Annotated in this window: 16 protein-coding genes, 1 pseudogene and 1 riboswitch; of the genes and pseudogenes, 10 read left to right on the forward strand and 7 right to left on the reverse strand. The window is 72.5% G+C overall.

The genetic code is table 11. The features are described 5' to 3' along the window. Positions 1-107: 107 nt before the first annotated feature. Entirely contained in the window at positions 108-1,319 is a 1,212-nt protein-coding gene (gene bioB / locus GTW43_RS09980) for a biotin synthase BioB (protein WP_161301281.1), read from the reverse strand. 143 nt (positions 1,320-1,462) lie between these two features. Between bioB and GTW43_RS09985 the strand changes: the two genes are divergently transcribed. Continuing rightward, positions 1,463-2,659 (forward strand): 8-amino-7-oxononanoate synthase, encoded by a 1,197-nt coding sequence (locus tag GTW43_RS09985; protein WP_161301282.1) that lies wholly within the window; start codon positions 1,463-1,465, stop codon positions 2,657-2,659. Here GTW43_RS09985 and GTW43_RS09990 read toward each other — a convergent pair. Together GTW43_RS09990 and GTW43_RS09995 are read right to left on the reverse strand one after the other, a co-directional pair. Beyond that, on the reverse strand, positions 2,640-2,873 hold the full coding sequence (locus tag GTW43_RS09990) for a DUF397 domain-containing protein (protein ID WP_161301283.1): 234 nt from the start codon (positions 2,871-2,873) through the stop codon (positions 2,640-2,642). The two genes, GTW43_RS09985 and GTW43_RS09990, sit on opposite strands and share 20 nt — an antisense overlap. Before the next feature lie 49 nt (positions 2,874-2,922). Beyond that, positions 2,923-3,774, reverse strand: coding sequence for a helix-turn-helix transcriptional regulator (locus GTW43_RS09995; RefSeq protein WP_161301284.1), 852 nt, complete (start codon positions 3,772-3,774; stop codon positions 2,923-2,925). Between the two features lie 232 nt (positions 3,775-4,006). On the opposite strand from GTW43_RS09995, the gene GTW43_RS10000 reads away from it, so the two are divergent. Next, a complete protein-coding gene (locus tag GTW43_RS10000; protein WP_161301285.1) occupies positions 4,007-4,456 on the forward strand; it encodes an ATP-binding protein in 450 nt (149 codons plus the stop codon). Positions 4,457-4,508: 52 nt separating this feature from the next. Here GTW43_RS10000 and GTW43_RS10005 read toward each other — a convergent pair whose 3' ends face one another. From GTW43_RS10005 to GTW43_RS10020, 4 genes are all read right to left on the reverse strand, one after another. Beyond that, positions 4,509-5,030: a DUF6328 family protein gene (locus GTW43_RS10005; RefSeq protein ID WP_161301286.1), complete on the reverse strand. Its 522-nt coding sequence runs from the start codon at positions 5,028-5,030 to the stop codon at positions 4,509-4,511. Positions 5,031-5,095: 65 nt separating this feature from the next. Next, positions 5,096-5,569 carry a C40 family peptidase gene (locus tag GTW43_RS10010; protein ID WP_161301287.1) on the reverse strand — a complete coding sequence of 158 codons (474 nt, stop codon included), beginning with the start codon at positions 5,567-5,569 and terminating at the stop codon, positions 5,096-5,098. Between the two features lie 3 nt (positions 5,570-5,572). Beyond that, a riboswitch (cyclic di-AMP (ydaO/yuaA leader) is annotated at positions 5,573-5,708 on the reverse strand. A 403-nt stretch (positions 5,709-6,111) separates the two neighbouring features. Further along, positions 6,112-6,420, reverse strand: coding sequence for a hypothetical protein (locus GTW43_RS10015; protein WP_161301288.1), 309 nt, complete (start codon positions 6,418-6,420; stop codon positions 6,112-6,114). A gap of 7 nt (positions 6,421-6,427) precedes the next feature. Then, positions 6,428-7,063, reverse strand: a complete 636-nt coding sequence (locus GTW43_RS10020; protein WP_161301289.1) for an ATP-dependent Clp protease proteolytic subunit — start codon at positions 7,061-7,063, stop codon at positions 6,428-6,430. Positions 7,064-7,170: 107 nt separating this feature from the next. On the opposite strand from GTW43_RS10020, the gene GTW43_RS10025 reads away from it, so the two are divergent. The 8 genes and pseudogenes from GTW43_RS10025 to GTW43_RS10060 form a co-directional block, all read left to right on the forward strand. Continuing rightward, positions 7,171-7,461, forward strand: a complete 291-nt coding sequence (locus tag GTW43_RS10025; protein WP_161301290.1) for a type II toxin-antitoxin system Phd/YefM family antitoxin — start codon at positions 7,171-7,173, stop codon at positions 7,459-7,461. Between the two features lie 289 nt (positions 7,462-7,750). Next, complete coding sequence (locus tag GTW43_RS10030; protein ID WP_161301291.1) at positions 7,751-8,053, forward strand: urease subunit gamma; 303 nt, start codon at positions 7,751-7,753, stop codon at positions 8,051-8,053. Between the two features lie 16 nt (positions 8,054-8,069). Beyond that, entirely contained in the window at positions 8,070-8,381 is a 312-nt protein-coding gene (locus GTW43_RS10035; RefSeq protein WP_161301292.1) for an urease subunit beta, read from the forward strand. Next, positions 8,374-10,095, forward strand: coding sequence for an urease subunit alpha (locus GTW43_RS10040; protein WP_161301293.1), 1,722 nt, complete (start codon positions 8,374-8,376; stop codon positions 10,093-10,095). The genes GTW43_RS10035 and GTW43_RS10040 overlap by 8 nt, the downstream gene beginning before the upstream one ends. A gap of 16 nt (positions 10,096-10,111) precedes the next feature. Continuing rightward, positions 10,112-10,786 carry an urease accessory UreF family protein gene (locus GTW43_RS10045; protein WP_161301294.1) on the forward strand — a complete coding sequence of 225 codons (675 nt, stop codon included), beginning with the start codon at positions 10,112-10,114 and terminating at the stop codon, positions 10,784-10,786. Between the two features lie 89 nt (positions 10,787-10,875). Next, complete coding sequence (gene ureG / locus GTW43_RS10050; RefSeq protein WP_161301295.1) at positions 10,876-11,556, forward strand: urease accessory protein UreG; 681 nt, start codon at positions 10,876-10,878, stop codon at positions 11,554-11,556. Next, positions 11,553-12,335: an urease accessory protein UreD gene (locus GTW43_RS10055; RefSeq protein WP_161301296.1), complete on the forward strand. Its 783-nt coding sequence runs from the start codon at positions 11,553-11,555 to the stop codon at positions 12,333-12,335. Before ureG ends, GTW43_RS10055 begins: the two co-directional genes overlap by 4 nt. Positions 12,336-12,459: 124 nt before the next feature. Further along, a pseudogene (locus GTW43_RS10060) lies at positions 12,460-12,998 on the forward strand (alpha/beta hydrolase); the annotation flags it as partial.

Raw genomic sequence — 12,998 nt, forward strand, 5'->3', positions numbered from 1 at the left:
TCTCGACGACCAGGGGCTCCTGCCGGCCCGGCATGGGCCCGTACGGGTGCCAGACGTGCTCGCGGTCCAGGGCGAGTAGTTCGGACACGCGCGGATCGGTGTGCGGATCAGGCATTGGGGGCGAGGTCCGTGCCCGCGCCGCGGCGGCGCACCGCCACGAGATCCGTACGAGCCTCGGACCCGGGCGCCTCCTGCACGGCGGAAGCCGTGGAAGCCGTGGCGGCGGCAGGGGCCGCGGGTGCCTCGGCGTGCGCGCCGCAGCCGCCGCCCGACTCCGCCTCCCCGGAGCCGCACACCGAGCCGCAGCCGCCCTCGGCGCGGTGCTCGGGCAGCGTGATCTCGTCGGTGCCCTCCACCTCGAAACCGGCGTCCGCGATCATGTCCAGGTCGGCCTTGCCGGCCTGGCCCTCGCTGGTCAGATAGTCGCCCAGGAAGATCGAGTTGGCGATGTGCAGGGCCAGCGGCTGCATCGAGCGCAGGTGCACCTCGCGCCCGCCCGCGATCCGTACCTCGACGTCCGGGCAGACGAAGCGGACCATGGCGAGGATCCGCAGGCAGCGCTGCGGGGTCAGGTTCCACTCCTTGGCCAGCGGCGTGCCCTCGAAGGGGATCAGGAAGTTCACCGGCACCGAGTCCGGGTCGAGTTCGCGCAGGCCGAACACGACGTCGACCAGGTCCGCGTCGCTCTCGCCCATGCCTGCGATCAGGCCCGAGCAGGCGGACAGCCCCGCCGCGTGCGCCTTCTGCACGGTGTCGACGCGGTCCGCGTAGGTGTGCGTCGTGGTGATGTCGCCGTAGGTCGCCTCGGACGTGTTCAGGTTGTGGTTGTACGCGTCCGCGCCCGCGGTACGCAGCCGTTCGGCCTGGCCGTCGGAGAGCAGCCCCAGACAGGCGCACACCTCGACGTCCTCGTTGTCCGCCTTGATCGCGTCGATGGTCCGCGCGACCCGGTCGACGTCCTTGTCCGTGGGCCCGCGCCCGCTCGCCACCAGGCAGACCCGCTTGGCTCCGCCCGCGACACCGGCCGCCGCCGCCTTCGACGCCTCGTCCGGCTTCAGCCACGTGTACTTGAGGATCTCGGCCTTCGAGCCGAGGCGCTGCGAACAGTACGAGCAGTCCTCCGGGCACAGGCCCGACTTCAGGTTCACCAGGTAGTTGAGCTTGACCCGGCGGCCGAACCACTGGCGGCGCACCTTGCCGGCCGCGGCCACCACGTCGAGCAGTTCGTCGTCCGACGTCGCCAGTACGGCGAGCGCCTCTTCACGGCTCGGCAGTGCGCGCCGAAGCCCCTTGTCCACCAGCGTGTTCAGCAGGTCCATGGCGTCAGATCCTGGCCTATGACAGCGCTGCCAGGAAAGGAGGCTTCGTACAAAGCGAGGCGTTCGACGTGTGGGTATTGCCACATCCTGACCTTGTGGCGGGGCGGCTAGGGTCTGTGCATTACCTACAAACCGAGGGAGTCATGGCCGCAGCCCACTCTTCTGCCGGGGGTTCTCCGGAAGGTTCCGCTTTCGACTGGATCGACGGGCAGCGCCGCGACCGCGAGGCCGCCGGTCTCGTCCGCACCCTGCGCCCGCGGCCCGCGGACTCCCCCCTGCTCGACCTCGCGAGCAACGACTACCTCGGCCTGGCCCGCCACCCCGACGTGGTCGAGGGCGCGGCGCGGGCGGCCAGGCGATGGGGCGGCGGTGCGACGGGCTCCCGGCTGGTCACCGGAACCACCGAACTGCACACCCGGCTGGAGCGCGAACTGGCCGAGTACTGCGGCTACGAGGCCGCCCTCGTCCTGTCGTCCGGCTACGCGGCGAACCTCGCGGCCGTCACCGCGCTCGCCCCGCACGGCACCCTGATCGTGTCCGACGCGGGCAACCACGCCTCGCTCATCGACGGCTGCCGCCTGGCGCGCGGGACCACGCAGGTGGTTCCGCATGCCGACCCCGAGGCCGTCCGCAAGGCGCTCGCCCCGTACGACGGGCCGGCGGTGGTCGTCTCCGACTCCGTCTTCTCCGTCGACGGCGACCAGGCTCCGCTGGCCGAACTCGCGGGTGCGGCACGGGAGTCGGGGGCCGGCCTGATCGTCGACGACGCGCACGGGCTCGGCGTCCTCGGCCCGGGCGGGCGCGGCGCTCCGCACGCGGCGGGACTTGCGGGAGCCCCGGACACGGTCGTGACCGTCACCCTCTCCAAGGCCTTCGGCAGCCAGGGCGGCGCCGTGCTCGGCCCGGCCAGGGTCGTCGACCACCTGGTCAACGCCGCCCGTACGTTCATCTTCGACACGGGGCTGGCGCCGGCCGCCGCGGGCGCCGCGCTCGCGGCACTCGGCCTGCTGCGCGCCGAGCCCGAGCGCGCGCAGCAGGCCCGGCAGGTGGCGCTGTCGCTGCACCGGCTGCTCACCGGCGAGGGGCTGACGGCGGTCAGCCCCGAGGCGGCGGTCGTGTCGGTGCAGGCGCCCTCGCCCGACGCGGCGGTGCGCTGGGCGGCCGACTGCCGTGCGGCCGGACTCTCGGTCGGCTGCTTCCGGCCGCCGTCGGTGCCCGACGGGATCTCGCGGCTGCGGCTGACCGCCCGCGCGGACCTGACCGGTGCTCAGATCGCGCGAGCGGTCGAGGTGATCAGCCGGACCGCGCCCGCGGGCGCGGTCACCGCAGGGAGCCGATGAACTCCTCCCACGCGGACGGGCCGAACAGGAGCGCCGGTCCGGCCGGGTCCTTGGAATCGCGGACGGCGAGCCGTCCCGCCACGGACGCGGCGGCCGGCCGGGCGGTCTCGACGCAGTTGTTGGCGCCCGTGCTGCGGCTGCTGCGGCGCCAGTCGGCGGCGCCGAGCAGAGCGGTGGCGGGGACGGTGGGGCCGTGACGAGGCGTTGCGGACATGGTGCCTCCCAAACCGGCGCCGGGCAGCGCGAGGCGTCGGCGTCCTCGCCTACCCGGCGATCTGTGCGATGAGGTCGAGCGAGTCATCGGGCGGAAGTGCGTGGAGCAGGAGAGCGTCGAAGGCGTGTGCGTACGCCCTGAGGTCTTCTTTCCGCTCGAGATAGAGGCTATTCGTCAAATGGTCGAGGACGACCACATCCAGATCGGATGTGTTCGGAAATGAGAACACTACGAACGGTCCGGTCAGACCGATGTGCCCGCCCGCCGCGAACGGCAGCACCTGGATCCGCACGTGCGGCAGTCGCCCCACCCCGGCCAGATGCGCCAACTGCCCCTCCATGACGCCCGGTCCGCCCACCGCCCTGCGCAGCACCGCCTCGTCCAGGACGGCGGTCAGGTGCAGCGGCGGATCCGCGCGCAGCACCTCCTGCCGCGCGAGCCGCACCTCCACCAGGGACTCGATGTGCCGCTCGGGCATCCCGGCCAGCACCGAGCGCGTCACCGCGCGCGCGTAGGCGGGCGTCTGCAGGAGTCCCGGGACCACGCTCGTCTCCAGGGTGCGGATCCGGCACGCCTGCGACTCCAGGGAGATGAAGTCCCGGTACGAGGGCGGCAGCAGCCCCCGGTAGGCGTGCCACCAGTGCTGCACGCCGGCGTCGTCGCCACCCGCGAGGGCGACGACCAGGTCGCGCAGCCGTGGATCCCTCGCCTCCAGCGCGTCGAGGAGCAGCAGCACGTCCGAGGGCTTCACCCCGCTGCGGCCGGTCTCGATCCGGCTGACCTTCGACTGGTGCCAGCCGACGAGCCGGGCCGCCTCACCGCTGGTGAGCCCGGCGCGCACGCGCAACGCGCGCAGCTCGGCGCCGAGTTTGCGCCGCCGCACCGCGGGACCGTACTTCATGCTCACTCCTCCGGCTCCCCACGACGGTAGGACAACCGGCGTGCGCCCGCCCAAATACGCTCTACCGTCGTAGAGTTCACCGCTTCGAGCGACAGATATATGCATATCTTGAAGGATCGGCTGCCCGTGAGCAGGCCCGAGTGGCACTCTGGCGCGAAGCAGTCGGGGGCCGCGCGCGAGAGATCCGCGAGTGCCGGACAAGCGGCCCCGGCGGGAAAGGGACGACGTCGCCATGGCAGATCACCAGGAAGCATCCGTCACGCTGCCGAGCGACCCGGCGTCGGTCCCGGCCGCCCGCTCCTACGTCAGCACGGTGCTGACCGAGTGGGGCATGCCGGTGGACTGCGACACCGCCGACACGGTCCGCCTCATCGTGTCCGAGCTCGCGACCAACGCGGTCCAGCACACCCTCGACCAGTCCCCGACGTTCACCGTCGACCTCGAGCTGGAGCGCGACGAGCACCTGCGCATCGGTGTCACCGACAGCCACCCGCGTTACCCGAAGCGGCTGCCGGCCGCGGTCCAGCAGGACAACGGCCGGGGCATGGTCATCATCCGGTGCCTCACCGCCGAGTGCGGCGGCAGGCTGTCGGTCGCGCCGACCCCCGAGGGCGGCAAGACGGTCTGGATCGCGATGCCCTGGGACACGGCCGTCGACCGCACGGCGTCGTCCTTCTCCTGACGCGCCCGGCGGTGCCGCGCGGGCAGGCCCGCACCGACCCCGGCGAGCGGCCTCAGCCGCGCCGTGCCGGGCCCTCCTCGCGCCCCGGAGCCGCAGGGGACGCCTCCCGGCGCCTGAGCAGCGCCCGGCGCAGCAGCCAGGGCATGAGCGCCCACAGGCCGCCGCACACGGCGAAGGTGCCCGCGCCCGCGGCGATCCCGGCGCCCCGGCCGACCGTCACGTCGACCACCAGGAGCACCGACCCGCTCAGGGCCAGGACGAGCGCCCCCATGCCCCAGGCCGCCAGCCGCGAGGACACCCGCACGATCTGCGGCTTCGCCCCGAGGTGGAACAGCACCCGGTGCACGGCGGCGGGCGCCGTGAGCAGGGCGGCCGCCACGACGGCGAGCAGCAGCGTCGTCACGTAGGTGGCGCGCTGCATCGCGTCCAGGGACGGGAAGCGGGCCGTGAACGCGAGGGTGAGCAGGAAGGCGAAGAGGAACTGCACCCCGGTCTGCATGACGCGCAGTTCCTGCAGCAGCTCACCGAAGTTCCGGTCGGCCCGTTCCAGCTCGGTCTCGTGGCGCTCGTCCATGTCGGATGGGTAACCGCCCGCGCGGGTCTCAACCAGGAACGCCCCGGCCGGCCACGCGGCGGGCGTCAGCGCACCCGGCCGTACCAGACGCTGCGGGTCCAGATCTTCTGCAGGCGCACCACGTCCCCGGTCTTGGGCGAGTGCCAGATGCGCCCCTTACCGGCGTAGATGCCCACGTGGTAGACGCTGCGGCCCGAATGGAAGAACACCAGGTCGCCCTTCTGGCGCCCGGACGCGGAGACGTGCCGGGTCTTGTTGTACTGCTGCGCGGCCGTGCGGGGCAGTTTCTTGCCCGCGCGCTTGAACGAGTAGAGCGTGAGGCCCGAGCAGTCGAAGCGGTGCGGCCCGGTGGCCCCCCACTTGTAGGGCGCTCCCTTCTTGGAGGCCGCGATCTGCAGGGCTTTTCCGGAGACCGTCGCCGCGGAGGCCTCGGCGGCCGCGCCGGGGACCATGAGCCCCGCTCCGGCGACCGCGAGGGTCAGGGCCGAGGCGGTCCCGGCCCGGGTGATCAGCGACGGGACACGATTGAGCGCAGTCATGCGCAACCCTTCGTCAACCGCCTGCGAAGGATGACCTGTCGGGTTCGGACTGGCGAAGTCGCCCGGCCGCGTACCGCGGCTTCACCCCAAGGGCCCCTCGCACACAACTCCGGCTGAGCTGTGGCGGCGGCCCGTCGTGCTCGGGTCCTCCACTCCTGCCGATGCACTTCTGTCGACCTGGCATCCGTGCGGCGGCAGGACTCGGCGTCCGCACGGACCGCCCCGCCGCTGTGGCGGGGGCTTGTCGTCGGAAGGGATCTTGACTCACCCGTGTCCTGAAATCCGAGTTGAACCAGCGGTAAGTGAGGCTCCTCACGCTTGACCCGTTCAGGTGGACAGGGGGTGGTTCGATCTTCGGTCGCGCAGGGTGATCAGGCTCGTACCAGCGACGGAACCGAAGATTCCGCCGGACGCCTACAGCGTCGGCGCAACTCTGCTCCCCCCTGAATTCGTAGGCTCGGCTACGCCGAACGGGGGTACTCCGTCTGGCTCGTTTGGACCGTCCCGCAGACGCTTCGGGCCGCGGATGACCGTCTCTGCTCTCAACCGACCGTTTCCGGCGGCAACGTGACCCTCTGTGTCCGCCGCTCGCCGTCCAGGACCCGTAGCGCGCGGGCCAGCGTCGCCGCGTGCACCTCGGTCTCGCCGCGCCGGTGCATCAGCGCCAGCGCGTCCCGCAGCTCGGTCGCCCGGCTGACGAGCGCCTGGGCGGCGCGGAGCCCCCGGTAGGTGTGCTCGCCGCGCGCGGGATTGATCCGCGCGACCATGTCCACGACCTCCAGGTAACGGTCCACCAGCTCGCACTCCGCCCGGGTCAGCGCGGGCAGCGGCGGCAGCTCGGGTGGGAGCATCGGCCGCTCACCTCCCGTCCGCTGCGCCGTGCGGCAGCTTGCGGCTGCGGACGACGTGGTCCACGAGGCCGTAGGCCAGGGCCTGTTCGGCCGTGAGCACGGTGTCGCGCTCGATGTCGGAGTGCACCTGCTCGGTGGTCCGGCCGGAGTGCCGGGCGAGCATCTCCTCCAACTGCTCGCGCGTCCGCACCATTTCGCGGGCCTGGATCTCCAGGTCCGAGGGCTGGCCCTGGGCCGGCTCGGCGAGCGCCGGCTGATCGAGCACCACGCGCGCGCCCGGCAGCATCAGCCGCTTGCCCGGTGTCCCGGCCGCGAGCAGCACGGCCGCGACCGACGCGGTCTGGCCCAGACACGTCGTCTCCACCTCGCAGCTGACGAAGCGCATCGTGTCGTAGATCGCCGTCATGGCGCTGAACGAGCCGCCCGGGGAGTTGATGTACAGGCTCACGGGCTGGTCGGGCGCCAGGTACTCGAGGTGCATGAACTGGGCCATCACGTCGTTCGCCGACGTGTCGTCGATCGGGGTCCCCAGGAAGACGATGCGCTCCTCGAGGAGCTTCGAGTACGGGTCGAGCGTGCGCTGTCCGGAGGCCGTGCGCTCGGTGAACTCCGGCAGGACGTAGCGGTGGGTCGGACGGTGCATGGCGGTCGCGTCTCCTCGGTCCGTGGGGCTCTGCCGAGCTCCACCCGCGAGAGCGGAGCTCCGCCTGTAAAAAATGTACAGGACGTACATGACGTACGATGGCGAGCATGGCCTACGAGATTCCGGTGACGCAAGCGAGGGCTGAGCTCGCCGAGCTGATCAATCGCGTGGTGTACGGCGCGGAGCGCGTCGTCGTCACCCGGCACGGCAAGCCGCTCGTCGCCCTCGTCTCCGCCGCTGACCTGGAGCGACTCGAGGAGCTCGACCGGTCGGCCGCGGAGGCCGCGGAGCAGCCCGTCATCACCTCCGTCTCGCGCCTCGGCTCGGTCTCGTCCGCTCCGGGCGAACGGCAGCGCTTCGGCATCGCGGCCGAGCACCGGGGTCCCGAGGTCCGCTAGCTCCGCCGGAGTTCCGTCGGGAGTGCCGCCCGGCCCCGGTGCGGGTCCGACCGGCCGCCGGGTCAGCCGCTGCCCTGCTCCCGGCAATGGGACGGTCAAGCGACGGTTAACCTCGTTGAAACTCCTCAGCATTAGCCTTTCGGCCCACGTCACCAGGGGTTTTCGTATCCGAGGTGCGCAAGATCGCATGCATTACGTGTGTGTTACATCTATGCGTATCCGATACCCCGTCGCGGTGGCCGCGGCAGCCGGGCCCCGCACGGTCCGGGACGAAGGACTGAGGTGGGACGTGCAACTGACCCCGCACGAGCAGGAACGCCTGCTCATCCATGTGGCCGCGGACGTGGCCGAGAAGCGCCGGAACCGGGGTGTGAAGCTCAACCACCCCGAGGCGATCGCGCTCCTCACCTCGCACATCCTCGAAGGGGCCCGCGACGGCCGCACCGTCGCCGAACTCATGGCGTCCGGCCGGAAGGTGCTCACCCGTGACGACGTCATGGACGGCATTCCCGAGATGATCCACGACGTCCAGGTCGAGGCGACCTTCCCGGACGGCACCAAGCTCGTCACCGTGCACGAGCCGATCGTCTGACGGGGGAGCGCACACCATGATCCCCGGAGAGATCCTCTTCGCCGACGAGCCCGTCGTGATCAACGAGGGCCGTGACGTCATACGTATGACGGTCCTCAACGCCGCCGACCGCCCCGTCCAGGTCGGCTCCCACTACCACTTCGCCGAGGCCAACCCCGGCCTCGCCTTCGACCGGGCCGCAGCACGCGGCCGGCGGCTGAACATCGCCGCGGGAACGGCCGTCCGCTTCGAGCCCGGCATCCCCGTCGACATCGAACTCGTGCCCCTCGCGGGCCGTCGCGTCGTCCCCGGCCTGCGCGGCGAGACCGGAGGTGCCCTCGATGCCTGAGCTGTCCCGCGCCGCATACGCCGACCTGTTCGGCCCGACCACCGGCGACCGCATCCGGCTCGCCGACACCGACCTGCTCGTCGAGATCGAGGAGGACCGCTCCGGCGGTCCCGGCCGCTCCGGCGACGAGGCCGTCTTCGGCGGCGGCAAGGTCATCCGCGAGTCGATGGGCCAGGCCCGGGCCACCCGCGCCGAAGGAGCCCCCGACACCGTCGTCACCGGCGCCGTGATCATCGACCACTGGGGCGTCGTCAAGGCCGACATCGGCATCCGCGACGGCCGGATCACCGGCATCGGCAAGGCCGGCAACCCCGACACGATGGACGGCGTCCACCCGGACCTCGTGATCGGCCCGGAGACCGAGATCATCGCCGGCAACGGCAAGATCCTCACCGCCGGAGCCATCGACACCCACATCCACTTCATCTCGCCGACCATCGTCGACGAGGCCCTCGCCTCGGGCGTCACCACCCTCATCGGCGGCGGCACCGGCCCCGCCGAGGGCAGCAAGGCGACCACGGTCACCCCCGGCTCCTGGCACCTGTCCAGGATGTTCGCCGCCCTGGAACACAGCCCGGTCAACATCGGCTTCCTCGGCAAGGGCAACACCATGTCCGGGGCGTCCCTGCGCGACCAGCTGCGGGCCGGCGCCATCGGCTTCAAGATCCACGAGGACTGGGGCGCCACCCCGGCCGTGATCTCCGCCTGCCTCGACGTCTGCGAGGAGTCCGGGGTCCAGCTCGCCGTGCACACGGACACGCTGAACGAGGCCGGATTCGTCCAGGACACCTTCGACGCGATCGCCGGGCGCACCCTGCACGCGTTCCACGTCGAGGGCGCGGGGGGCGGCCACGCGCCCGACATGATCACCGCCGTGTCGCTGCCCCACATGCTGCCGAGCTCCACCAACCCGACCCGGCCGCACACCGTCAACACCGTCGAGGAGCACCTCGACATGCTGATGGTCTGTCACCACCTCAACCCCGCCGTGCCCGAGGACCTCGCCTTCGCCGAGTCCCGCATCCGGCCCACCACCATCGCGGCCGAGGACATCCTCCACGACCTCGGCGCCATCTCGATCATGTCGTCCGACGCGCAGGCCATGGGGCGCGTCGGCGAGGTCGTCCTGCGCACCTGGCAGACCGCGCACGTCATGAAGCGCCGCCGCGGCGCGCTGCCCGGCGACACCCGCGCCGACAACACCCGGGCCCGCCGCTACGTCGCCAAGTACACGATCAACGCGGCCGTCTCCCAGGGCATCGAGCACGAGATCGGCTCCGTCGAGACCGGCAAACTCGCCGACCTGGTGCTGTGGGACCCGCAGTTCTTCGGTGTGAAGCCCCAGGTCGTGCTCAAGGGCGGGCAGATCGCCTACGCGCAGATGGGCGACGCCAACGCCTCCATCCCCACCCCGCAGCCTGTCCTGCCCCGCCCGATGTTCGGCGCGCGCGGCACGGCCCCGGCCGCCAACTCGGTCGCCTTCGTCGCCGAGGCGGCGATCGCGGACGGCCTCCCCGAACGGCTCGGCCTCGGCCGCGCGCTCGTCCCGATCCGGTCGACCCGCGGACGTACCAAGGCCGACATGGTCAACAACGACGCGCTGCCCCGCGTCGAGGTCGCCCCCGACTCGTTCGCCGTCCGCATCGACGGCGAACTCGTCGAGCCCGATCCCGCCACCGAACTGCCGCTCGCCCAGCGGTACTTCCTGTTCTGAGGCGCGTGCACCTCCCATGACACGCACCGCTCTGCTCGTCCTGGCCGACGGCCGCTTCCCCGCCGGTGGGCACGCCCACTCCGGCGGGGCGGAGGCCGCGGTCGAGGCCGGCCGCATCACCGACGCGGCGAGCCTCGAGGCGTTCTGCCGCGGCCGGCTGCACACCAGCGGCCTGGCCGCGGCCGCCCTCGCCGCTGCGGCCGCGCTCGGCACCGACCCCGTCGCCCTCGACGCGGCCGCCGACGCCCGCACCCCCTCCGCCGCCCTGCGCGTCGCCGCCCGCAGGCTGGGCCGCCAGCTCATGCGCGCTGCCCGCGCCACCTGGCCCCACCCCGAACTCGACGCCCTGGCCCGGGCGTTCCCCAAGGGAGCACACCAGCCCGTCGTGCTCGGCCTCACCGCCCGCGCCGCCGGACTCGGGCCCGAGGACGCCGCGTACTGCTCCGCGTACGAAGGCATCAGCGGGCCCGCGACCGCCGTCGTGCGCCTGCTCAGCCTGGACCCGTTCGACGCCACCCGTGCCCTCGCCCGGCTCGCGCCCGAGGCCGACCAGGTGGTGCGCGACGCGGTCGGGGCGGCGCTGCGCTGCGCCGACGAGGGTCTCGACGCGCTGCCCGCCGGGTCGGCGCCGTTGTTGGAGATCGGCGCCGAGGCCCACGCCGCGCGGCCCGTGCGGCTGTTCGCCTCGTAGCCCGGCGCGGCCCCACCGCCCCGCCACCCCCACCACTTCTCTCTTCTTCTCTTCTCTCCTCTTTCTTCTTTCAGGAGCTGACCACCACCATGCACCTCGACCACACCCACGACGAGGCCTCCGCGGTCTCCGCCGACGCCCACCGCCCCGACGGCACCCGCCGCGCACTGCGCATCGGACTTGGCGGTCCGGTCGGCTCCGGGAAGACCGCGACCGTGGCCGCGCTGTGCCGTGCGCTGCGCGACGAACTCTCCCTCGCCGTCGTCACGAACGACATCTACACGCGCGAGGACGCGGAGTTCCTCCTGCGCGAGGCCGTCCTGCCGCCCGAGCGGATCACCGCCGTCGAGACCGGCGCCTGCCCGCACACCGCGATCCGCGACGACATCTCCGCCAACCTTGAGGCCGTCGAGGACCTCGAGGACGAGGTCGGGCCGCTCGACCTCGTCCTCGTCGAGTCCGGCGGCGACAACCTGACCGCGACCTTCTCCAAGGGGCTCGTCGACGCCCAGATCTTCGTCATCGACGTCGCGGGCGGCGACGACATCCCGCGCAAGGGCGGCCCCGGCGTCACCACCGCCGATCTGCTCGTCATCAACAAGACGGACCTCGCCCCCTACGTCGGCTCGGACCTCGGCCGGATGTCCGGCGACGCCGACCGGGCCCGCGGCGGGCTTCCTGTCGTGCTCCAGTCGCTGCGCTCCGAGGACGGCGTGGGACAGGTGGCCGGCTGGGTGCGCGGGCTGATCACCGCCTGGACCGCCGCATGAGCGTCGCCGCGGGCCGCGCCGGCGTCCGCTCGCTCGCCCGGATCGCGGCCCGCGGCGACGGCCGGGGCGGCACGGCCCTGCCGGTCCTCGAGAGCGAGGGCTCCTTCGCGCTGCGCCGCACCCGGTCCGCGGCGGGCGACGCCCGGGTGCTGCTCGTCGGGGCCATGGGCGGCCCGCTCGGCGGAGACCACTGCACCGTGGAGGCCCGCGCGGACGACGGAGCGTACCTGTCCGTCGGTTCGGTCGCCGCGACGATCGCCCTGCCCGGACAGTCCGGCGGCGAGGCCCGTCAGGACGTGCGTCTGACGGTCGGCGACGGCGCCCGCCTCGACTGGCTTCCCGAGCCGCTGATCTCGGCCGCGGGCAGCGCACTGCGCGTCACCACGCGCGCGGAGCTCGCACCGGACGCCTCTCTCGTGCTGCGCGAGGAGCAGGTGCTCGGGCGGGCCGGAGAGGAACCCGGACGCCTCAGCAGCCGTCTGACCCTGTGGCGTGCGGGCCGCCCGCTGCTCGACCAGGAGCTGGCCTGCGGCCCCGGCGCGCCCGGCGGCTGGGACGGACCCGCCGTGCTGGCCGGTCACCGGGCCCTCGGTCAACTGGTGCTCGTCCGCCCCGCGTTCGAGCGGGACCGGCCCGCCGCGGGCCTGCTGGACGAGACCGGGACCGCCGCCCTGACCCCGCTCGCGGGACCGGCGGTGCTGGTCACGGCCGTGGCCGCGGACGGCCTGCGGCTGCGCCGGACCCTGGACGCGGCCCTGCACCGGCTCACTGACCGCTGAACGGGACGAGTTATACCGTTTATCGGATTGGTAAAGAACGTCTGTCATCTCTGTCCCCCGGGCCGCCCGCACGACAGGATCCGCCGTACCGATCGGCTCCACGATCGACGTAACGATCGAATCGATGTGCGGGAGGCCTCACTTGAGACGGACTCGACAGGCGAGTCGCAGCAGCCGGAAGGCGGTGATCGGCACCGCGGGCGCTTTTGCGGCCGCGGCACTGATAGCCGGCGCGGTCAGCGCACCGGTCGCCAACGCCACGCCGCAGAAGAGCGGCCACGGCGGCCACGGCGGCTACGGCAGCCACGACCGCGAGGCACGCGGAGCCGCCCTGGCGGCCGCGCGCGCCGAGAAGAAGGGCATCGACTGGAAGGACTGCCCCGCCGACTGGGGGCTGGCCTCGCCGATCCAGTGCGGCTGGGTCACCGTGCCGCTCGACTACGCCAAGCCGAACGGCAAGCAGATCAAGCTCGCCGTCGACCGCGTCGGCAGCACCGGCACCAAGGGCGAGCGCCAGGGTTCCCTCGTCTACAACCCCGGCGGTCCCGGCGGCTCCGGCATGCGCTTCCCGACGCGCGTGACCACCAAGAACCCGCTGTACGCGAAGACGGCGAAGGCGTACGACTACGTCGGCTTCGACCCGCGCGGCGTCGGTCACTCCGA

It is taken from the genome of Streptomyces sp. SID5785 (genome assembly GCF_009870065.1).
Lineage (GTDB): Bacteria > Actinomycetota > Actinomycetes > Streptomycetales > Streptomycetaceae > Streptomyces.